Genomic DNA, 22,102 nt, shown 5'->3' with positions numbered 1-22,102 from the left:
AAGGCACGAAAATAACGGTGGTGATGGATCATGGCTAAAGTGGGCGTGATCAAGACTGTTGGAAGCAACGGTCAGATTTCGCTTGGTAAGGAATATGCAGGAAAATTGGTATGGTTGGACGAAATTGAACCTGGTGTGTTCATTGTTAAAATTGGCGAATTTGTGCCAGATAATGAACGATGGTTATTGGAGCCTAAGGTTCAACATGAATTGAATGAAGCCATTGATTGGGCTGAACAGAATCCGCCACAAGACAGTGATCTGGATGAATTAGAGAGGCAGATCCGGGATGCAGAATGAGCGGGTTCGGCTCGATCTCAATAACCCATCGTTCCAGCGAGGGTTGTTCTCTTTGCCGAAATCAGAACAATTGCTCGTACTTGGTACGCTTAGAAAGCTATCCGAGATGTCTTGGGATCAGGTGTACAAAGACAAAGGTCTCAAATGGGAATTGATCTATTCAAAGGTCGGCCCGAATGGAAAACGTCTGTATAGCTTCCGAATTGGAAAGGGATTCCGCGCTGTTGCATATCGCGAAGAAGACTGGATGCGAATTCTATCCCTCCATCCAGACCATGATTCTGCTTACCAGCGGTAATTAAGTACATCGAAACCACATAAAGGGGGAAAGCCCCGGTGCATCACGAAACCGGGGCGAACACCCCCGGACGTGGTGCACGCTGGGCGCATTTTAGTATGAAGATACTCGTGTACAGCGACGAGAAAAACTACGTGGAAGCAGCGGTTCATTTCGTCGTAACCCAACGGAATCCGCAACGTGACGGCGACAACTTGGTCGCCGCAGGTCTCATTGACCTCGACAGCTCTGCTCGAGCTATTGTCGCGCATGCTGTCAAAGGCAGCCGTCTGCGTTTAAAGCAGAGTCGTAGAAGTTTCGATGCTGATAACATCTATACCGACAAGTACGGCTATCGGTTCGTCACGCGGCCGATCGGCAAGCTCACACACGCGATTGTCCTGCATAAGTCGGCCGTGGATGAACAGTTGGAACCCGAGCAGTCGCGCTTCATCATCGTTCCGGATGGTGGCGACGTGGCGGACTTGTTCCTGCGCCGGTTTGCCGGCGACTACAATCTGCCGTACGTGCCTGCTTGGAAGGACGCGGTGTGGGATGCCTGCTATATGCAGGAACTGGTTCGGTCGCTTGATGTCTGGACGGATCCGAACGTGCCCTACTGGCACGACCTCGTCGCGTTTGAAGTGTCCGAAGAACTCAACGAGGATAAAGCGAAGGAGATCCTGAGCAACTTACTTGTCACAGGAACCATCGAACTTCCAGAAGGGATCACAGAGGCACCACTGCTTTCTGAGACCCTTCAGGCGGACGAGAACGGCGAGTACCACGTGATCGACTATCTCCAAACGTACGCGCCGCATCTGGCGACCACGATTGAGGAGATGGCAACTCCTGCGCACGATTTAGATCGTCCTATCGATCCAGCGATTGCGCAGATGAAGCGTGTTCCGTTCCCGGCCCAAGCGCATACCGTCCAAGCGATTTTAAAAGGGCTGGAGCAGAGCAAGGGCGTGATCGTTTCGTCGGACATGGGAACTGGCAAGAGCATCATCAGCCTCGCAACGGCAAAGGAGTTGTCTGAACGCTCGAAGCGCGGGTTTGCAGTGTTGCTTCTTGTGCCGGGAATCACCATCCCGAAATGGGTTCGGGACGAGATCGGAAAGACGCTGCCTGGAGCTCGGGTAACGGTCATCGAAAGCTGGAAAGACCTTATCCGCTACCGGAATCAGCGGGTTCTTCGCGGACAAAAGGATCGATTGGAATTTGTCCTGCTCTCACGCGATACCGCGAAGCTGGGGATGCCCAAAGCTCCGGCGTTAATCTACAAGGAACGCTGGGTTGTCCCGAACAAGAACAAGTGGGATGACCACTATACGGGAGCTGCGATCATAGAGGATGTGTGGCTCTGTCCAGACTGCGGTGGCATTCAACAAAAGCACACGAAAACCGCTGAGAAGGATGCGCGGAAACACGACAACGAGTCCGCGCAAATCGCGGAACGGAAACTAGGGTTCGAGGACTTAGCAACCGGTGTCCGTTCCTTTAAATGCAGGGGCATTGATGGTCGGAAGAAGATTCGAACCCAGTATATGTTCAAGAAGTCCGTCACAAATTACCACTGCACGGAGTGCGGTGCCAACCTGATGCGCGATACTGTGCCGGAATGCGAGCAAGTTTCTGGGCTCAAACACCGTCGTCTGCAACCGGCTTGGTTTATCCAACGGTACTTGCGCGGATGGTTCGACCTGGTGATCGTCGATGAGTTGCATCAATACAAGAACAACTCCGGCCAAGGAGAAGCAATGGGCGCAATCGTTGGAGCCAACCGGCGCGTGCTGGGTCTTACAGGCACACTGAGCGATGGGAAAGCATCCAGCCTTTATCATCTGCTGTGGCGCATTTGCCCGGATGAGATGAAGGCGGATGGACTGGACCATCGTTCGCTTAACAAGTTCGTTTACTTGTATGGCACCATGGAGCAGCGCGGACGATATGCAAAAGACGAAGTGGAATCCGCGGGCGGATCAACTTCCCGCAAGGTGATCCTCAACCCACCAAAAGAAATCCCGGGCCTGTCGCCCAAGCTGTTCGTCAATCACTTGGCGGACAAGACAGTATTTCTGGAGCTTGGAGACATGGGCCTGCCGCTGGTGGAGCTGGAGGAACGGCCGATTTTCGTGGACATGGACGAGCAACATAGCCTGACCTACCAGGCGTTCCATTCCACGCTAGAAACCGTAATGCGCAAGCAGTACGCCATGGGAAACAGCCAAGCCTTTGCGAAGTTCATCCCGGCCGTGGTCAATGCGGCGAACCAACCGCACATGCCCCAAGAGGTACGGGTAGGTGACGAACTTGTCGAGTTTGAGCCTACCTACGATGCAGAGGAACTGTCCGCGAAAGAACGGCGTTTGCTAGAAGATATCCAGGCAGAGCTGGATCAAAACCGTCGCTGTGTGGTGTACGTCCGCTATAGTGGCGAAGTCCAACAGGACAAACGCATTGCCGATGTACTCAAACAGCACGGTATCCGCGTTCAAGTTCTGCAAGCCAGCGTGTCGCCGGAGGATCGCGTCGAATGGCTGGAAAAGGCGGTGAAGAAGGATACGCAGGTTGTGGTCTGCAACGCCAAACTGGTTGAGGTGGGCCTCGACTTGCTCGACTTCCCGACCTTGATGTTCTACCAGTTCACCGACGAGATCGCCACGATGCGTCAGGCAAGCCGCCGGGCATGGCGTATTGGCCAGCATCGTGCCTGCAAGGTGTTCTACTACGTCTACAAACGGTCTTACGAGATGGTGCAATTCAAGCGCATGCTGCAAAAACGCAGCCACGCGATGCTCTTGGAAGGCCGTCTCGACAAGTCCGAAGTGGCGCAGTTCATCGAGCAGGACGACAAATCGGCCTCCACCTATGCCATTGCAAACTGCTTGGGTGACGTGGAGGATCTGGCGGAGAAGTGGAAGTCTCTCGCCGACAAGGACATTCCGAGCGGAGTGGTCATGTTGGCGGAGGAACGCTTCAAGCGTGAGATCCACGAAGCCATGCAACGGCTCGCATCCGAAACTCGGCGCCTGGCCGGCGTGCCTGAACCGACTGAGGCTGAGGAATCGCATCCGACGCAAGTCGTCGAAACCTCGCAATCGGTCGCGCCGTCTGCAGTACCAGCGGAAGTCACGGTACTCCCGCTGTTTGCGGTGGCCGACAACGTGGAGGATAGCAACGCCGAGCAACCTGGCCCTGCACCCGAGACATCTGCTACACAACCCGAGGCGCCGCTTACCTACGGCGATTGGCGCAAGCAGATGGGCATGGTGCCAAAGGCCAAGCGGGTGAAACGGCAGAAAGTCGCGGACAACCAAGTCCTGTTGTTTGCGCTCTAACACTCATCCTTTGTACCAAACCCGAGTCACGCGGGGATTAAATTCGCCCATCCCCCGTGACATCGGGGATGGGCAAAGGAGCGAACCGATATGTACGAAAAGGCTGTTGAGAAACTGACGACCGAGATGGCTGCCAACGAGAAACATCCCTACGTACAAATGATTGGGCAATACTTGTTGGCGCACCTCGAAAAGCACCCGGAACACGCAGAAAAGATACTTGCCGAAGGCAAGACTATCCTCAAGAGTCTCGATGCGATGAGACGATATGCGGAAACCAAGCGTGTTGGAAATATTGCGGTGATCCCGGACGCGGACGGATACGGCATAGTCCTCCAATACTTTGAGTGTTGGGACGGCGAGCCGTTCGACATCCCGCCGGAGTCGCAGCCACCTGCAAGACCCGCAGTACCACATCGTACGGCATCCACGGCCAGGAACACAAAACCGGCTGCTCGGGTAAAAACCTCGGCTAAGGCCGCCGCATCCGACGTGACGCAGCTCTCGCTCTTTGGCGACGCCGAAGGAGGGGAGTGGCAATGAACGGTTACAACGAGTTCTTGGCTCACTTCCCGGCACGGCCTAGCCAAGCGTTGATCGAGTACGCGAGAGACACCGTGTTTCTCGAAAGTCGGTACTTGTTCGTGTGGCGTGTTGGAAAGGTACAGATGGCGTACTGCACACACTGCCACGCGGAATACCAACTTGGTGTTGGACTAGCGGCCTACAAGCACAACGAAAAAACGGCCTGCCTCAACTGCGGTTCCGAATGCGTGGTCAAGCAACGAGGCCGCGGACGTAAGTACCTTGTCGATCATGCATACATCGTGTGGTACGAAAAGTCCGTGATAGACCCACATGTTGTGGTCGCCACGTGGTACTACGCTTGGCGCGATTACTCCGGCGACTACCACAACGTCGAAACCCAGTTTGAGCCACGCGCCCGGTATTTGTTCGAGCCAGGTCGAGGCGGAAGGATGCTTCGACGTACGTGGTCCGGCGAGTGGAAGCAGATGCGCTCTGTGCACCAGCTTCCTGCTGGAATGGTGAATTGGCGCAGCATTTACATTTGGTGCTCATGGGAGAGCGTCGAAAAAGCTGTGGACGGCACACCACTCCAATACAGCCAGTGGGAAAAATACCGAGACCGCTACTACACTCTCCTTACGTTCTTCGACTTGGCCGCCAAATACCCGTGCGTGGAATACCTGACTAAGTTGGGGCTGAGTGGATTAGTCACTGCCAAACTGGACGGGGAAAAGACCTATGGAGTAGTAAATTGGCGCGGAAAGTCGCTCGAAAAGGTGCTCCGCATGACACGCTCGGAAGTGCGGCAGTTCCAGCAGATAGCGTCGTCCGTACAGCCTCTGACGCTGTACAGCTACCACTTCTGGAGAAAGAAGCTCGGATGGGATCTGTCGCCAATGGACGCCCACGTTTTGAGGGATTTCAGCTACGGATACTATCGGCAGCAGTTGGAGGATCTGCGGGAATTGGCCACAGAAATCGAGGTTGCGAAGTATCTTCTTAAGCAAATCCGCAAATCAGAAGTCTACAGCACCGCGACCTATGCTTGGATAGAGTGGCGTGACTATCTGCGGAACTGTGAGGAACTTGGGATTCCCTTGACGGAGAAGTATGTGATATTCCCCTCGAATCTGCGCGAAGCACACGACAAGATGATGCGCCGAGTGCGGATAAAGCGGGACGAAAACCTCAATCAGCTGATCCAAGAAAGACTGGCTGAACTAGAATCGTACAGCTATGCGGATGAACACTTCTTAATCCGCCCGGCCAGAAGTACCAGCGAGCTGTTCGAGGAAGGGAAAACGCTGAACCACTGCGTCGGAAGCTACGCTGCTCGGTATGCAGCTGGGCAAACGGATCTGTTCCTCATGCGCCTCGTGGCCGATCCGGACACTCCGCTTTGCACGGTGGAAATTACAAACGGAGTAGTTCGGCAGGCAAGAGGGTATCGCAATCGGTGCCTTAACGACGAGGAACAGGCGTTTCTCGACCGGTTCGTTCAGCATCTCCGTAAGCGTCAAACCCCTCACACCTTGCGCTTCTCTAAAGGATTTGACCGTCTCCACCAAGGTGAGGCATCCAGATTGGTCGTTACCCTATAGCGCTCGCGTGCAGTAAAGTAGGATCAATGACCATAGGCGTACCTGGGCCCTCACTCGTAAGGCCCGGCGAGCCCAGGGTGAAATCGAGTATCAGGAGAGTGAAGGAACTCATGGAACGGGGCACCTATCAGATGGCATCGGTGGAGAGTGGACAAGCGGACGGGCGGAAGAGACCTTTTCGGTCATCAACCCGACCACCGAATGAGTGATTGCCACCGTACCGAACGCCGCGCCAGACAACGTACGCGCCGCCATCAATGCGGCGGCGGTCATTCAACCCCATCAGTTCGATTTGCAGCGAGTTATACAAAAGTGCAAAGACATCTTCTGAACGGAGTAGAATCCGGCCTGGGACATGGTCCCGGTCGGATTTTTTCATGCCGCGTATAGGATGCGTTCGGAGGCCGCGATTGATCAATTGCTGGAAGTCTCGGTTTGATATGATGACACCGGGCAACACGCGAATTATACTGAGATACACAGGTGAGAAAATGAAAAGTGTGCGTAACGCAAACGACGTTTTGTCCAAGCACTTGACGGGCGCCTGCCCCGACGGTGTCTTGGACGTGATTGGTATCTCGCATGCCCCGGTGGTTCGCGCTTTGCCAACAGAATTGGACGAAGTCGTGATACGCCAGCAGTTCACCGACATCGTGTTCGAGTTGGAGACCGGGGAGATTTTGCACCTTGAGTTTCAATCGAGTCGTGAGGCTACGCTGTATCGGTTTTTGGCATACGATGTAGCCTTGGCCGAACGATTCGGCCGCAAAATCCGGACCATCGTGATGTACACGGGTGATGTGCATTCTGGCCCGGACACGCTCGATATTGGTAGTGCCAAATACCACGTCGAGAACGTATTTCTCAATCGACTCGACGGTGACGGCGCAATTGACACCGTGAAAAGGCATTTGGAATTCGGTGATTGGACGGAACAAGACCGCATTCGTTTGGCATTTGCGTTCCACATGCACTTTGAAAAAAGGACTCGTGATGAGGCGTTCAATGAGGTTCTGGAGTTAACAAGGAAAATTCCGGATACCTTTGAGCAAAACTATGTAACAGCGCTGATTATGGGTTTAAGCGGTCGGAATTTAACTGATGCGCAAAAACAGCTCCTAAAGGAGACGATGAGGATGACGGATGTCGTTCGCGAAATTGAGCAAGAGGCATTGGAAAAGGGCGAATACTTGAAAGCCGTTCAGGTAGCGCAAAAGATGTTTCGAAAAGGCGCATCCGTGGAGGATGTTGTTGAGATTACAGGACTGTCGAAGCAAGAGGCAGAGCAAATTCGAAGTAACTTGAACTGAGTGTGAACGAGCCGGCCGGGATGACGTCATCCTGGCCGGCTTTCTTGTCGTTTTGCTTCCAATTACTCGGGACCTTGTTCTGGTCCAAACCAAGGTAGTTCAGGATAAAGACCTGTCGAATAGCCCAGAATCGGTATCAAATCCCCCGTTTTATTCGAATGTCAGCTGCATTTCTTCAAGCTTCGCCTTCAACATACTACGGTCCCAAAGAATAATATCATTGGATTTTGCCAGTCGTTCGGCCGATTTTGAGAATTTATTGTTTGTGACAACCATTCCTTTGTCTAACCCGTAAAACTTCAAACCTGCCACGACTTCCTGAATGGCTCCGTTACCAACTGTTGAGGTATATCGCTTTGCTTGTATGCCAATTTTTCGACCGTGTTTCTCTGCGATAATATCAATACCTTGATCCCCGGAGGTCTTTGTAGTTTGAGTGGAATAGCCCATTCTGGCAAACAACTTGGACACGCAGTCCTCAAATTCTTTTCCAGTCATGAGGTCCGTGTCATCAATAGTAATGACGGCTAGATTTCCATGGGATAACAATTGACTTTCAAAAGAAGCGACTTTCATAGAATCGTGGATTTGATCTACTATAGTTTTAACGTTCGAATATTGAACATACCAGTTATTGTCTTGAAAGGTTCCTTCTTTAATTAAGAAGTAAGTGAACTCGGCAATCAGATCAGGATTCTTCGTATCAACCATAGCCATGTCGCAGTATCTCTGACAGCATAACTCCAGATTTCCCATATCGATCTCTTCGAATGCTAAGCCATATTTATCTGCGAACGATCGGTGGAAGAAGTCTATTGCAACGTTCTGAAGAACTAACCAGGTGGTGTGTTCAATATATTCTTCGGATACCCCCCTTTTGATCAATACTTTGCTAAACAACTGAAGATTATAATCCAAAGGAACCGGGTGAGTATCATCGAGTTCGAATGCCAGACTCCGGACAATACCAAAGTCGTCGTACATAAAATTATAAAAATCGCTTGTGGACCACAACATCTGTTTGCACATACTGTTTATCCTAAAAAGAACACGCTCCGTACGACGGAAATTTTTGTGATTCAAAAATATAGGTCGTCCGGAAACATCCATGAAGTTGACTGCCAACAAACGTACTTCGGGATCTCCAAGGCATTTATTCATTTCACGAACAGTTATCTCCTCAAATCTGCTAACTATCTCCTTTCCTATGGAATTCAGTTGGTCCTTATATTGTTCCATTTGTTTGATTACTTCTTCTCCACGGGCAGAAGGGACGTTAATGGTAAATAGTTTGTCGTTGTAATTTAGAAGTGAAATTTTGTATCTGTCGCTAAACACTTCGTGCTGTACTGTATACAAGCAAGGCGGACTAGGCAATGTATAAACCTTATCGCTGTCTACCGTAATTCGAAAGTCCCTAGAAAGAACAACCTCTTCATCGTAGTTTTCTCTCAGCCATAGACGACGACGATTTTGTAACTCTATTATACAATTGCTGATCTTTATATCGTCCATTCATACGTTCCTTTCGTCTATAAAAAATATAAGTTTGTAGTATTATTGGGATTCCTTATGCCTCATTGTACATCGAAAACCGCTACTCCGATACCATAATGGCATGTCAATGAAGTTGGGCGCGGATCCATGGGTAGGATTAGGCCTCGTACATCATTCTTCTCACGCATTCGTTACACACGCATCCATCGGGATACAACGCATCACGGATGCTACGCAGACTACGGCTGTGAATGTTCATCCGGTACGAATTGCTTACCCGACTCACCTGCGTGTCTTCAGCTCCAAGTTGTACAAGGAAATCATGACACTGAGGTACAAGTGGCCCTGTAATCGTAAGACGATGCCGCTGTGGTGTGGTCATACGAAAATGGCTATGCGTGTCGATGTAACCTCGCACGAAATCCACCGTTGGACGGACCGGTAGTCCATCACGACACAAGTGCTCAAACGCCAAATTTAACTCGTCATCGTAACAGCGCAGATAGAGGGTTGATTGCTTCTGACTTGCTCGATGAACGGTCGCATCATGCATGAAAGAGCGCAATATGTCGATCTGCGCCACGTCATCTGATGTGTAGCGCAAATAGATGCGTCGGTTCTTCTCTCGTACAATCCTAGCCCGGTTCACCAAGGCGCCGAGTAGGTAGTCAGGAATCTCTTTGTATCCATGAATCGCATGGTACAAGCGAAGAAAAGAAGAAATGGCATTATCAAAAGAACCGTACTTCATCGTTAGTTCGTCGATTGACGGGTATGATGTCCCCTTAACTAACGCACGGTACTCTCGTGGTCGTGGTACTCGGTGTTGCTTTTGCCAAATGTGTAAGAACACTTTGTATTCAAGATCGTTTTGGTGCACAAATACAACCTCTGCTCCGTTTTGTATTCAATGTACAATGGGTTATTGCGGCGAAGCCACAGTATAGACAGTGGTGATAACGACAGTTCATCGACCGTTTACCCAATGCAGAGTCAAGGAGAAATCGAATGTCTAAGGGTGCGAGACATCGTTATAATAATTGCCATGAATCATTAGTTATTGGAGATGAAGGCGAATGTGGAAAAAGACTTGTTGCTGGATGATGTGCTCTTGAAACTAGGCGTTGGAAACCGTATGTGATTGGGAGCTGGATGGAGTGGAAATGGCCTTGGCCTGGAGTATTGAATTCCATCTCCCATGTGGACGGGATGGCAACCAATCGAACGTCCAGAATCTAGTTCAAAAGCACGATCTTATCCATATAAGCCACCAGACCCTCCTCTACGAAGTTGTTGCCTTCACCTTAGTAGATGGCACTTGGTGGATTTCTCGTCAATTCAGGGGAGCGAATTTTATACCACTACCTGTAGTACGAAATGAAATCAAAGCATTCGCGTCATTACAAGGGGGGGGAGAAAATGCTAAAAGGATTTACCATGGACAGTTTTGGTAACAATGTGTGGCGCCCAACAGCTAAAGTTTTTGAAGAACTACTACCTAGAGCGGGTTTTCGTTTTCGTGAGGGACAGTTTGAAATGACTATGGACATCCTCGATACGTTAGGAGGTTCTAACCAGATTCGAGTCATTGAAGCCGGGGTGGGTATAGGAAAGTCCTATGCGTATTTGGTCCCAACAATTCTCGCAAAAAATGCATATCCGTATTCATCTATCATCGTTTCTACTGGCACCATATCTCTGCAAGAGCAATTGGTGCAAGATGTTCGAAAGCTCTTGTACGCATTAAGTATAAATAGTAGGATAAGTGTAATTTTATCAAAAGGTCAAACACATTTTCTGTGCAAGAAAAACGCCCAGAAAAAGTATGCGGGTCAGAAACCCAAGTGGCTACATAAAGTTGATGCACTATCTGACTTCGGGGACCGTTCCGAAATCGAAAAGGCGGTTGGGTACAGAATCAACGAATGGGACTCTATACGTGTAGATGCAACATGTACTCGGAGGAAATGTCCACTTTATTGGGATTGTGGATATATGCGTCTGCGTCAGGAAATGAGGAAGATAGATAACATCATAGTAACGAATCATGATCAGCTCATACAGGATGGCAAGCTACCCGATCGACCGCTATTTCATACTGAACAGGGTCGTCGTCGTCGAGACATCATCGTCATTGATGAAGCACATACTCTAGAAGAGAAGGCCAGGTCCGCGGAACGCATTAACTACAGTAATAAAGAAGCGAAACGCTTGGTCAGCAGGGCCAACTCTCTCATGAAGCGCTCGGAGATATATGGAGATGTCGAAAAGCTCACCGACCAAATCGAGCGTTGGTTAGATAACGTATACTATAAGGTTTACGAACAGTGTCAGCAGCAATTGGTCGATGGTCACCTCAAAGGTGAATACCCAGATAGATTCTACATTAAATCTGAAAACCTGCCTTTAGTACAGCTGGCCCGTGGTCTACGTGAACTTAATCAGAAACTCCAACTGCATGTTGATATCGATGAGTCTGATGAAATTATTGAGTCGCTAACGGAACTTGAATACTTTTTCTTGGATTTAGATGAAAGTGCAGATAGAGAATCAGAATTTATATATTGGGCGGAAATGATAAACGGCACTGAACGCGGTGTGACTTTGAATCGAGTTCCCAAGGATATAGCAAGAAGCGTCCGAGAGCGCTTGTTTGAAGCCCCCAACACGAAAATAATACTTACGTCAGCCACTATTACCAACCCTGGAGACACTCTTGAGGAACGATACAAGTATTTTCTAGAGAGTAACGGGGTTCCACTATCCAAGACGGACCTATCTGAACCCCAACCATCACCATTTGACTATACTAAGAATTCAATTTTATATATTCCATCAGGTCTACCGAGCCCTCGTGATCGGGAACAACTATGTATTGAGGGGGCTAAGGAGATCGAAAAACTTATCCGCCTTACTGAAGGCCGAGCCATGGTACTGTTTACAGCAAAACAAGACATGAATGTTGTGTATGAATTGTTAAAGGACAAGGACTTACCTTGGAAATTATTGATTCAGTCCAACAGTGGGTCACAAAATGAAGTACGAAACGAATTTATTCGCGATGAACACTCTATTCTCTTCTCTACAGGGTCATTCTGGGAGGGGATCGACGTGCCCGGACCATCTTTAAGTAATCTCATAATTTTTAAATTACCATTTCCCGTTCCCGATCCAATCTACGATTACAAAATTTCGCAGGCAGAAACGCGAATGCAGGTGTTGCTCCCTGAAATGTTAATGAAGCTTCGACAGGGACTTGGGCGCTTGATCCGGAAAGAAAATGATAAGGGTGTTGCAACGATTTTGGATAGTCGCTTGAGTGAGAAAAATGGTCAATCATATCGCAAGCAGGTCTTGGACTCCATCCCTTTTAAGAATGTTACCCATTCATTCGCCGAGGTTGAGAAGTTTGTAAAAACGACATTGCAGTTGTAGGGGGATACGGTGATGTCGGAGGTTATACATAAGAGTTTCCTTCAACCGTATGAATATAGCTGTCACGCTCGCCCCCTGTCCCTTGCTAGCTAGCAAGGTTAACATGGTGGTCAATGGTGATCCGTATGTTAGACTAACGACGGATGGTTACAAATGGTAAAGTTCCGGCTGTTATTCCCCTCGCTAGTAGGTTCCCGGGGTGGCAATTCGACGACGATAAAATAATCTTTTTAAGAGGCTAGGGCGACGAAAGCATGATGAAGAAAATAATGGTATACGTGGGTTCCGGAATAGGAGCGCTAATCATGGTCGTAGCCGGCTGGTGGGTAATCCATTCTCGACAAAATAGGATCACGGGAGACTACTTGTACTCGAACTCTCAAGAGGTAAGCTTGCTGGATCTCACAGAACAACAGGACGGCAAGCTTACCGGTACCCTATATGCAGTCTCCCTTGATAAAAATCACGTTTCACAGCACAACATTGCTGTACACGGAACGGCCGACGGCAATCACATCACACTGGAATTGGGAGGAACGATAGGTTCTTGGTTTGGTGATGGGACGGTTTCAGGTGAAAAGGTCGGGAATACACTTCATCTGATCCTTGGAAATGGTGAAATCGCCTTTGAATCCAGCACTCTAAATACCTTTCAGCAGAAAGTGGATAGTTTACGACAAAAAGTTGCTTCCCAGCAAATAGCTGATAATGCGCACCTATTTACAGATGGCCAAGTATTACGTATAGAAAAAGCGTTGACAAGAAGCCACTACCTTATTTACATCCTGACTGTTCCACATAATAGCAACTTGTCAACACTAGCCAACCAAATATTTTTTCAAGAACAACGAATGAGAGGGGTCGATGCGCTGTTGGCCATCGACCCGGGCGACCAGCGGGTGCAGTTGGTCGCCGAACGTGGCTCGACTCTGGATCAAATGATTACAAGCAACGAGCCGGGTTCATCGGTTTCCGACAAGTACAGCGAGATAACCGACCAGTACTTTGTTCCATATGCGCGCAAAGGAGACTTTTCTGAGGCTGTGATCCAAACAATTCGAGCTATTGACAAACTATCAACCAATGTTAGTGGGTAACCATAAATAATACATAATACACCCGATTTGATTATTTTTCCGGTGTGTTATTCTACTCATAAAAGTACAACTAAACAGGCTTATCGTATTAAATATAATAAACATAATTATTAGTTTTATATATTGACTTATTTATTAGGCATTTAAAATATATCGCAATTATTTATGTGGATAATATTACGCCATCTTTTATGTCCGATAATCCCCGATTATCGGACGTTAAAATCACAAGGAATGCAGTCCAAAATACGCTTGTCGTGGCGGATTGTTCTACACAAAATCACGTTGCATTCATCCACCGTAGAACGTGATAGACTGTATAATGAGAGATATACACAGTAAGGATGGTGCCAAGAGCTCATGATGGCCATAGCCAGAGTTACAGACAAATTTCAAGTTACCATTCCAGGCGCAATCAGAGAAGTGTTGAATCTAGATGGCGGTGATCGACTGGTCTTTCAAGTGAAGAACAATGGTGAAGTCACAATTCGAACGCTGAAGGCGGTAGGGGTGGACGATCTTGCAGGTACTTTAGGCAAAACGTCATCCACTCCAACGGATGAGCAAGAAAAGAAATTTCAATACGGTGTACAAGATAATTAAATCCATTCGGTGGTGAATAGAATCCAAAATGCAAATCGTATACTTAGACGCCAACATCATTCTTCGATTCCTTCTGGGTGACGATCCGAAAATGTTTGAAGAAGCAAGGTCTATCTTCAAGAGTGCCGAACAGCAGGAGATTTCCCTTATGGTGGACCCTGTTACCTTGGCCAAGTGTTGTTCGTTTTTGGCCGGACAGACTGCTCGTTTTCCTTCCAAAAAAGTCGTGACGGACGCACTGACAAAAGTATTGTTTTTGCCCGGTGTACAAGCTGAAAACCCAGTTGCTTTGGTGGAAGCCCTAGAAATATACGCTCACCATGACGTAGACTTTGCCGATGCTTACTTGGCCGTAATCGCCCGAAATCAAGCGTGTTCCGTAGCGTCGTTCAATGAAAACCTTCGGCAATCAGGCGTAGAGGTTTTTGAATCTCATACACACTAAACTGTAATTTACTGGATTGTGATGGTGCATCCAGTAGGAGTATAATCAACCTATCCAGAACGTATGTTCGCATCAAAGGTGGATTTTTACAGAAGAAGGTGCTTTGCTGTTGAATTTGCCTCAGTCGGCTGAAACATCGACTTCTTCTGTTGTCTCGGTAGACCAACTTGCAGAACAAGCAAGAGCGTATGTTCGCAGCTCGAAAGCTCCGAATACCGTCAGAGCGTACCAATCGGACTGGAGGGCGTTTATCGGCTGGTGTGAGGAACAAGGCCTCTCCTCACTTCCAGCTGAACCCGATACGATAGCGCTGTACATGACGTATATGGCCGAAACCGGTCATAAGACGAGTACGATTGGACGTCGTATTATTTCAATTGGGCTGGCTCACAAAGCGAAAGGCTATGCCTCGCCCACATCCTCCGAGACCGTAAAAACCGTATGGCGCGGTATCCGCAATACGCACGGTGTTGCTGTATCCCCGAAGTCCCCCGTCCTGATTGAAGACCTGAGACGTATGATCCGACAGACTCCACACAATCTGCTTGGACTACGAGATCGGGCACTGCTCTTGATTGGCTTTGCTGGGGCATTTCGACGCTCTGAGCTCGTGTCGCTGTACGTGGAGGATGTGGAGTTTACGCGAGAAGGACTGACCATCACACTTCGCCGAAGCAAGACGGACCAGGAGGGAGAAGGCAGAAAGGTTGGCATTCCCTACGGGTCACACGTAGAGACATGCCCGGTGAGAACTTTACAATCGTGGCTGCAATCTGCAGGGATCGTCTCTGGTCCCCTGTTTCGTCGGGTGGACAAAGCGGGCAGAGTGGGAGTTGATCGCCTATGCGATAAAACGGTTGCGCGCGTCGTGAAGAAGTACATCCAGGCTATTGGTCTTGATGCCGACGAGTATGCCGGTCATAGTCTTCGTGCTGGACTTGCTACATCGGCCGCAATGGCCGGCGCGCCCGAACGTGCGATTATGGCGCAGACGGGGCATAAGAGTGTGAACATGGTCCGTCGATATATACGAGACGGGAATCTGTTCCGAGAAAACGCTGCTGCATATGTGGGATTGTAAATAAATTCGTTTTTCAAATCCATTTTTTGAGGGTATCGAGAAGGAAGTTTGTGAAATGTGTCGAAAAAGTTACCCCTAGATGGGTGCCCCATACTGTGGCGAGTATGGGACACCACACCTAAGATGTGACAACGGTTTTGGCAGAACCGTTGTCACATGACCAAGGAAGCCACCACCTTCCAAGGTCAATAGGCTAGATTCGATGCGACTTCTGTCTTTTCCTGCATCGAATCTGGAATATTGGCGTGGTAAATTTTACGGCTCCTTTGGTCGAAGTGTGCCAAAGGAGCCGTTTCTTCGTGTGTACCTTGAAACCGAGAATATGTCCTAAAAACAACTCAATGGTGAGGCCACCCGCTCTCAACCGGCACCTCACCATCAAGAGGAATGATTTACATCCTTATTTCAGGATACCACAAATTATTCGAAGGTATCAATGCCATTGTGAATCATTCCTCCAATCCATACCGAGAGGAGGAAAGGCCTCATGTCATACTCATCCGATCCAAAGCCGCTGAAGAGAAGCGTAATCAAAGAAGAACTCGTCGCTCTAACGGGGAACTTTAAACTTGCGATCATTCTTAACCAGATGCTGTATTGGAGCGAGCGGGTACAGGATTTTGATGCCTTTATTTTGGAAGAGCGCGAACGGGCCACGATGAGTGGTGCTGAAGAACCCAATCTTCCATTGCGTCGAGGATGGATTTTTAAAAAGGCGGAAGAATTGGCCGAAGAAACAATGTTAGGTCTCAACGTTTCGAGCATGTTACGACTCTTAAACCAACTGGTTGACCAAGGATGGCTGGAGAAGCGCCGAAATCCCAAGAATCACATGGATAAGACCTATCAATACCGGGTCAATGTGGTTAAGATTCAGCGTGACCTGCAAGCTAAAGGATACGCCTTAGAAGGCTATCCATTGCTGATTGAGAACCCTAGAACTTCGAATTTGCATTTTGCAAATACGGATTTTCAAAATGCAAATTCGAACTTGCAAAATGCAAATTCGGATTTGCAAAATGTAGGCTCGGATTTGCATTTCGCAAGAGCAATACCAGAGATTACTACAGAGATTACATACAGAGAAAGTAAAGAAGAAGATATAGATGTCTATGATCACGAGCGTACGCAAGAGAGGGACATTATGTCAACTCATCGAACGCTAGGTCGAATCTCTCCAAGCGACCCTAGCAACACTCGTCACTTGGGTGACAACACGTACGGCGCTTGGAACAGGATAAGTTCAGTGGGTGGACAAGCCGCGCCTCTTGAGGAGACAAGCTCTTCGTCTTCTGTCTCTCCAAGGACAAGAGAAGACACGATGAGACCTAGCAGCTCCACGCCACTCATCGATACAGATGGCGGGAGCGAACTTCCTGATATAACCACATATAACACTCCCTGGTCATCTCCTGACGACCCGTACTTGGCGGTGGACCACCGCATGATGCAGCACCTGGGCCGCCCGTACATCGCAAAGGAGAACGACTATCGAGCTATTAAGCAACTTCTGGACAGCGGAGTGCCCATCAACTTTATCCTAGATGGGATTGACTACACATTCGCAACCTTTGCCGACAAGCACATTCGCAGCTTCGCCTATTGCGCAGAGGTGATCAAGCAGCGTTGGGCTTGTGAATTGGCTAAGCAGGAGGAAGTGGATTCGATCAATTGGGCACATCATCCATCGCCAGTGTCGGCAACGACATCACGGAAGACAATTCGACAACAACCGCTCCGATCAAGGGGGGCGAGACGGGACGAAAGGTATGAGGCGTTTTACCGGTTGTTTCCGGATTGTGCACCTACAAACTAAGGAGGGATGCCTGATATGAACTACGACTATGCACTGATTGATGCCAACCAGGAATTACATGTATCTTGTTCTGCGCCGCCGGATCAGGTTGTTTGCCTTCTGAGCAATTTTGCGAAACTACTTGGATATGGATGGGATGAATTGCCGATTGCGGTGTATGTCCGGCCCGCGGGAAGCGGCGTTTGGGAACCTGTTCGAGGAACAACTGAGCCTACACTGTTTCCTTGGCCAACTGACAATGTATGTTTATTGAATCAAGATGACTATTACCGCATTGGTCGCAAGGTACTCGAAAGTTATGTGGTGATGCGTGATTGGGTGAAGCAACTGGGTATGTTTGAAAAAGAGCGCATGAATAGAGACACAAGGTTGATGCTGGAAGATTTCAAGCAAAAAATGTTCGAAATAGAGAGCGTGATCTACGGCACAGATATGGAACGACTTTTTCGTCTCAAGTACCAAAAGGAAGAAAAAAACTATACTATTGCGGGCGAACTGGACGTTTCAGTTAGAACGCTTGACCGCAGGATCCGATCCATGACCATTCGCATTGGACAGTCCTTACATGCCATGCTGACACCGCGTCGATTGAAAGAAATTATGCAGATTATCCATACCAATTCGCGCAATATCAGTTGAGTTGACTGCCTCCCCCGGCTTCGACCGGGGGTAAGTCCGCGATTAACCAGCCCACAAAGATTCGCTTAGGGCCGGAGATCATCGAAGATAGCGAAGGGATGCCTTGTTGTCGGCATCGACCCACGGCATACATAGCAAAGGTGTTCGAAGTGCGGGCATATCCATCGCTCCAATCGCAGGTCTCAATCGCGATTCAAGTGCCGACAGTGCAGTTTCGAGTTAAACGCCGATCTGAATGCCGCTCGCACTTTTCACCACATATACACGATTACACTTAACTGAATAATTTGATTGCAAATCGCTGACTGGGAGGTGGCGTAAAGATGGCGCAGCATACTCGCTCAAAACCGGTATGGTAGAAGACAAATCGGTATGGCGAGTCGGGAGGGATTGCGCTTGTCAGTCTCAACGCATACTCGATACTTCATCATCACCAGTACGTTGAATTCCGACTATGATGGATTGACCAAATACGGGCGACTGCAAGATGCCACCCGGGCTGCCTTGGAGATTTCGCGTTATGCGCCATGGATTCAGCTCCATGTCATCGAAATGCCCTCGTACAAAATCGTGAAATTGATACAAGACGGGCAGGAGTTTATGGCTGTGCAAACAAACCTGCTCGATGAGACATTGGAACTGGATGAAAAATACGCTGCGCAAATAGGAAAACTGTGGTGGCGTCGTTGGCAACAGCAGGCTGTACAGATTGCGACTCTTCAGGCCAAATTGGTGGCTAATGAAGTGAATAAAGAGAGGATTGAATTTCTAAAAAGCGATCTCGAAAAGCATTTAAATATCATGAAACTACGCTTGCAAGAACAGAGCTTTGAGCTATGTGTCTGGAAACATATCCAGTCTGCTGTTGTCAAAAACAGACGAGTTGATTTACCCCCTAAACTTCGTCATTACGACAAGACGTCTATTAATCGCAGGCTACGCGCGGGATACATTGACACCGGATACGTATCTTACGAAGAAGGATGGACCTTAATTTCCTTAGCTGAATCATTTTCGTTGTCGAGTCCGAAAACGATAAAGACGGATTGATAGTTCTTAGTTCTTAGTTCTTAGTATGGTGGAATCCCATGCCGAGCTTGTTTAAAGACAGGTTGTATTGGTACATTGAACATCGAATTGAATATCTGAAAAATCAACTGCCAAAGTATAGGGAAAATATCGAGTCCGGATCTGTCAGTTCCATTGATTATGAGTCAATTCGGTTATTCCTAGAGACTCGTGCCAGTATCCGAGAACTTGAGAGTCTACTTGAACGCATCGAGCGGTGGTAGTGCGATTCGACTTCTTCTCCACGGCCACTCTCTCATCCAAAATCTCCGAAAACCGCACAGTCAGTCTGGTATTCTCAAATCAGGAGGAATCAGTTACTGCTGAGAAAGGCGGTTTTCAACATGCATGAGCCGGTTTTTAAAGTCATCGACTGGCAGGTCGGTATCACGGCGCTTGGTTTGTTCTATGCCATAGGGCCGTTTCTGGGTTTTATTGTTCTATTTTCCTGGTACTTCGACATCGGCCGTTTGGCCCAGAATTTGTGGCGCTTTCTAGTTCCGATTTGGTTGTTGGCGCTTATCGCACTGAATCTGCTCGCTCCTATGTTTGTTAAGGACGGTATAGACACGAAGATCTGGCTCTGGCACCTAAGCACGCAGGAAACCCTTGAAACCTATGTGGCGGCGCTCGCATTGTGGGCCGTGTTGAACTACTTCTCGATAGGTCCCACACAATTGTTTGCGTTCATAACGCGTCTGCAGATGCATACGCTCACGGCTTGGCGTGTGCGGAACAACCCGTATATAGGCAACTGGATCGACAAGGAGTTCGAGCGGGCACGTGAACGCCGGCTGTTCCTTGCAGAGGCGTTTCATTTGCCCCAAGGTATTCGGCAATGGTTGGGGAATGGTATCTCTCGTAAGACTCGGCCATACTCGCCCGAGGCTGCTCGCGAGGCCACGCGTCGGTTTGAGGAAAACATGCGCCGCTTTCAGTCTCCGCCCTCGTCTTCTTCACAAAACGACTCTAGTGGATTTAATGACGAGGAAGAAGGATTCCATAATGGCCGGGTGCGGTGGAAGGAAAAAGGAAAGCAGTATCGTGCGAATCCGGACGCACTGCGCAAAATCATTGGGATGCAAAATGTCATCCAAGAAATTCAGGAGAGCATTGTCCTACCGCTCAAGAGTGCAGATCTCATGCAGAAATACGCTGTACCTATTAAGACTGGTATTCTTCTGTATGGCCCACCCGGTAACGGCAAGACGGCACTGGCCCGTGCGGTGGCGGAAAGCCTGGGACTGTACTTCATCGCGGTACGTGCAAGCGACTTAATGGGAACGCTCGTTGGCGCGACGGAGCAAAACATCACCAGTTTGTTCGCAGAGGCTAGGCGACATGCTCCCTCTATCATCTTCATCGACGAGATTGACGGCATTGGCGGGAAACGTGGCGGCATGAATCCGTACCACGACAGCCAGCTGAATCAACTACTGGCGGAGATGGACGGGTTCGAGCCGCGGGATCGAGTCTTCGTCATTGCAGCCACCAATCGCTTGGAAGACCTCGATGAGGCACTCGTTCGCCCCGGGCGCTTGGGAACGAAGATCTATGTTCCCAACCCGAGCCAGGAGGACATTCGCATCATGTTCTGGCGCTGGACCGAAAAACAAGGTGTAAAGTTGTCTCCTGAAGTTAAGTCTGCTCTGCCTGTGTTACCCATGTTGTTCGAAGGTGCAAGCGGGGCCGATGTTAGCCAAGTGGCAGAGAACCTGCGACGGCGCACAGTGTTGGCCAAGCACTCAGGCCAAAAGTTTATAGTTAAGCTTCAAGATGTCGTACGTGAAGTAGAGAAAGTGCGCAATCAGCCCGTTCCGCTGGAAGTCAGGGATTTGTTTCTCCAGGAACACTTTCATAAATAGGGAAAAAGCCGGTTGCAGGTCAATCAATTTTCGACCACCTGGAGTCAAAACAAAGCTGTCGGCTTGTTTATGGCGCAACAGGCGATTAGCCTCCATAAACAGCATCCGGACAGCATTGTGCACGTCAATTATTGAGCAGAACCGATGAGTATACTACCGAGTGGGTAAGGCAGCGTGCGTGGCTGCCATCGCCGTCCGGCGAAGGCGAGGCCGGCGGAACGGACTGTTCTGATTTTCTTCTCGAATGTTCCCCTCGCGAATGCGATAAATCTGATAGACTGTATCCAAGCACCTTACCTTGGGGGTCACTCCCTGCCCGGCTTTTCGGGAAGGGGGTGAGGCCATGAGTGTAGCCAGTGCGCTGTCGTTGATGATCCAATTTGGGTCATTTATCGTGGCGCTTTTGTCGCTCGTCGTGGCTGTGGTTCTTGCCATAAAACGCAAGTGACCACCCCCGTAGGTTAGCGCCTGTGGGGCGGTCACTTGCACGCTCTATATTTAGCGGGCAGGGACAACGCTCAAGGCGTTGGTGCCCGGGAGCCGGAGGATGCAGCCTTCGGCTCTCTTTTCATGTTTAGTGTAACACAGCACGAATATACGTCAATGCGGATTTGGGTCGAGAAAGTTGCATCAAACGTGCACTAACGGCCTCTCTTCGGGCCGCTATCGTAGTCAACCACCCCACGGCTAAAGCCGGGGGCTTGCGGTGAGCAAGCCCGGGGTTGACCAGCCCGCATGAGCGGGAACAGCCATTCATGCAGACGTTATCCCGGTCATGGCACCCTGGGGTGCGAGGCCAGCTCCAGGCTCTGCCGTCCGGCATTAAACAGGCATACGGGGTGGAAGCCAGTGTGCCGGGCACGACAAGCCGGGATAACCGGGCGAGGCCAACGTCACCCCAATCGGGGAGAAAGGCAGGTAACTGCCATGAGTAAGCAAAACCGTGTGTTTGTACTGGACAACCATCGAAACCCGCTGATGCCCTGTCACCCAGCAAGAGCCAGACAGCTTCTGAAGAAGGGGAAGGCAGCGGTATTTCGCCGTTATCCCTTCACCATCATCCTGAAGGAGAGAGAGGACGGTGGCGTCCAGCCCCTGCGGATGAAGCTCGATCCCGGGGCCAAGGTCACGGGCATGGCACTGGTGGTCTCCTTCCAACGGGGCGATGTGGTGCTATGGGCTGCGGAACTGGAACA

General features: G+C 49.4%; 17 protein-coding genes and 1 pseudogene. 17 read left to right on the top strand and 1 reads right to left on the bottom strand.

Going from position 1 to position 22,102, the window contains the following annotated elements:
* Nucleotides 1-30: 30 nt before the first annotated feature.
* The 5 genes from AK2_RS14750 (at nt 31) to AK2_RS14725 (ending at nt 7,360) form a co-directional block, all read left to right on the top strand.
* Nucleotides 31-300 (top strand): hypothetical protein, encoded by a 270-nt coding sequence (locus AK2_RS14750; protein WP_083517085.1) that lies wholly within the window; start codon nt 31-33, stop codon nt 298-300.
* A 336-nt stretch (nt 301-636) separates the two neighbouring features.
* A complete protein-coding gene (locus AK2_RS14740) occupies nt 637-3,921 on the top strand; it encodes a helicase-related protein (protein ID WP_067936276.1) in 3,285 nt (1,094 codons plus the stop codon).
* A gap of 90 nt (nt 3,922-4,011) precedes the next feature.
* Nucleotides 4,012-4,464 (top strand): Cas9 inhibitor AcrIIA9 family protein, encoded by a 453-nt coding sequence (locus AK2_RS14735; RefSeq protein WP_067936272.1) that lies wholly within the window; start codon nt 4,012-4,014, stop codon nt 4,462-4,464.
* The gene (locus tag AK2_RS14730) at nt 4,461-6,050 is read left to right on the top strand and encodes a PcfJ domain-containing protein (protein ID WP_083521264.1); all 1,590 of its coding nucleotides are present in this window, start codon (nt 4,461-4,463) and stop codon (nt 6,048-6,050) included. Before AK2_RS14735 ends, AK2_RS14730 begins: the two co-directional genes overlap by 4 nt.
* 410 nt (nt 6,051-6,460) lie before the next feature.
* Nucleotides 6,461-7,360: an RpnC/YadD family protein gene (locus tag AK2_RS14725; RefSeq protein ID WP_369406154.1), complete on the top strand. Its 900-nt coding sequence runs from the start codon at nt 6,461-6,463 to the stop codon at nt 7,358-7,360.
* Between the two features lie 150 nt (nt 7,361-7,510).
* Here the strand turns inward: AK2_RS14725 and AK2_RS14720 are convergent, their stop codons facing one another.
* A complete protein-coding gene (locus AK2_RS14720) occupies nt 7,511-8,875 on the bottom strand; it encodes a restriction endonuclease (RefSeq protein WP_083521263.1) in 1,365 nt (454 codons plus the stop codon).
* Nucleotides 8,876-10,276: 1,401 nt separating this feature from the next.
* Between AK2_RS14720 and AK2_RS14715 the strand changes: the two genes are divergently transcribed.
* The 12 genes and pseudogenes from AK2_RS14715 to AK2_RS14670 all read left to right on the top strand — a co-directional run.
* Nucleotides 10,277-12,292: an ATP-dependent DNA helicase gene (locus tag AK2_RS14715; RefSeq protein ID WP_067936265.1), complete on the top strand. Its 2,016-nt coding sequence runs from the start codon at nt 10,277-10,279 to the stop codon at nt 12,290-12,292.
* 305 nt (nt 12,293-12,597) lie between these two features.
* Complete coding sequence (locus tag AK2_RS14710; protein ID WP_169794805.1) at nt 12,598-13,389, top strand: TPM domain-containing protein; 792 nt, start codon at nt 12,598-12,600, stop codon at nt 13,387-13,389.
* Nucleotides 13,390-13,749: 360 nt separating this feature from the next.
* A complete protein-coding gene (locus AK2_RS14705) occupies nt 13,750-13,992 on the top strand; it encodes an AbrB/MazE/SpoVT family DNA-binding domain-containing protein (RefSeq protein WP_067936258.1) in 243 nt (80 codons plus the stop codon).
* Between the two features lie 28 nt (nt 13,993-14,020).
* On the top strand, nt 14,021-14,437 hold the full coding sequence (locus tag AK2_RS14700) for a type II toxin-antitoxin system VapC family toxin (protein WP_067936255.1): 417 nt from the start codon (nt 14,021-14,023) through the stop codon (nt 14,435-14,437).
* 103 nt (nt 14,438-14,540) lie between these two features.
* Complete coding sequence (locus AK2_RS14695) at nt 14,541-15,518, top strand: site-specific integrase (protein WP_245632936.1); 978 nt, start codon at nt 14,541-14,543, stop codon at nt 15,516-15,518.
* A gap of 487 nt (nt 15,519-16,005) precedes the next feature.
* Nucleotides 16,006-17,334: a helix-turn-helix domain-containing protein gene (locus tag AK2_RS14690; RefSeq protein ID WP_067936250.1), complete on the top strand. Its 1,329-nt coding sequence runs from the start codon at nt 16,006-16,008 to the stop codon at nt 17,332-17,334.
* A gap of 15 nt (nt 17,335-17,349) precedes the next feature.
* Nucleotides 17,350-17,973 (top strand): hypothetical protein, encoded by a 624-nt coding sequence (locus tag AK2_RS14685; protein ID WP_067936246.1) that lies wholly within the window; start codon nt 17,350-17,352, stop codon nt 17,971-17,973.
* 147 nt (nt 17,974-18,120) lie between these two features.
* Nucleotides 18,121-18,255, top strand: a pseudogene (locus AK2_RS16650) (zinc ribbon domain-containing protein); the annotation flags it as partial.
* A 90-nt stretch (nt 18,256-18,345) separates the two neighbouring features.
* Complete coding sequence (locus AK2_RS14680; RefSeq protein ID WP_157076370.1) at nt 18,346-19,023, top strand: hypothetical protein; 678 nt, start codon at nt 18,346-18,348, stop codon at nt 19,021-19,023.
* 362 nt (nt 19,024-19,385) lie between these two features.
* Entirely contained in the window at nt 19,386-20,906 is a 1,521-nt protein-coding gene (locus AK2_RS14675; protein ID WP_067936236.1) for an AAA family ATPase, read from the top strand.
* A gap of 343 nt (nt 20,907-21,249) precedes the next feature.
* Nucleotides 21,250-21,354, top strand: coding sequence for a putative holin-like toxin (locus AK2_RS16645; protein ID WP_157076369.1), 105 nt, complete (start codon nt 21,250-21,252; stop codon nt 21,352-21,354).
* 479 nt (nt 21,355-21,833) lie between these two features.
* Nucleotides 21,834-22,102 (top strand): RRXRR domain-containing protein (locus AK2_RS14670; RefSeq protein WP_174521163.1); only part of this gene is annotated, 269 nt, incomplete at its 3' end.

Origin of the sequence: Alicyclobacillus kakegawensis NBRC 103104 (genome assembly GCF_001552655.1) — a bacterium.
GTDB lineage: Bacteria > Bacillota > Bacilli > Alicyclobacillales > Alicyclobacillaceae > Alicyclobacillus_G > Alicyclobacillus_G kakegawensis.
The sequence above is the reverse complement of the archived record's forward strand: the minus strand, read 5'-3'. Positions and strand labels throughout refer to the sequence as shown.

Excerpts from the sequence above, each read along its gene's own strand:
- AK2_RS14700 (WP_067936255.1), top strand. The coding sequence starts at position 14,021 with ATGCAAATCGTATACTTAGACGCCAACATCATTCTTCGATTCCTTCTG.
- AK2_RS14735 (WP_067936272.1), top strand. The coding sequence starts at position 4,012 with ATGTACGAAAAGGCTGTTGAGAAACTGACGACCGAGATGGCTGCCAAC.
- AK2_RS14675 (WP_067936236.1), top strand. The coding sequence starts at position 19,386 with ATGCATGAGCCGGTTTTTAAAGTCATCGACTGGCAGGTCGGTATCACG.
- AK2_RS14690 (WP_067936250.1), top strand. The coding sequence starts at position 16,006 with ATGTCATACTCATCCGATCCAAAGCCGCTGAAGAGAAGCGTAATCAAA.
- AK2_RS14730 (WP_083521264.1), top strand. The coding sequence starts at position 4,461 with ATGAACGGTTACAACGAGTTCTTGGCTCACTTCCCGGCACGGCCTAGC.
- AK2_RS16645 (WP_157076369.1), top strand. The coding sequence starts at position 21,250 with ATGAGTGTAGCCAGTGCGCTGTCGTTGATGATCCAATTTGGGTCATTT.
- AK2_RS14715 (WP_067936265.1), top strand. The coding sequence starts at position 10,277 with ATGCTAAAAGGATTTACCATGGACAGTTTTGGTAACAATGTGTGGCGC.
- AK2_RS14685 (WP_067936246.1), top strand. The coding sequence starts at position 17,350 with ATGAACTACGACTATGCACTGATTGATGCCAACCAGGAATTACATGTA.
- AK2_RS14680 (WP_157076370.1), top strand. The coding sequence starts at position 18,346 with ATGGCGAGTCGGGAGGGATTGCGCTTGTCAGTCTCAACGCATACTCGA.
- AK2_RS14705 (WP_067936258.1), top strand. The coding sequence starts at position 13,750 with ATGATGGCCATAGCCAGAGTTACAGACAAATTTCAAGTTACCATTCCA.
- AK2_RS14710 (WP_169794805.1), top strand. The coding sequence starts at position 12,598 with ATGGTCGTAGCCGGCTGGTGGGTAATCCATTCTCGACAAAATAGGATC.
- AK2_RS14750 (WP_083517085.1), top strand. The coding sequence starts at position 31 with ATGGCTAAAGTGGGCGTGATCAAGACTGTTGGAAGCAACGGTCAGATT.
- AK2_RS14720 (WP_083521263.1), bottom strand. The coding sequence starts at position 8,875 with ATGGACGATATAAAGATCAGCAATTGTATAATAGAGTTACAAAATCGT.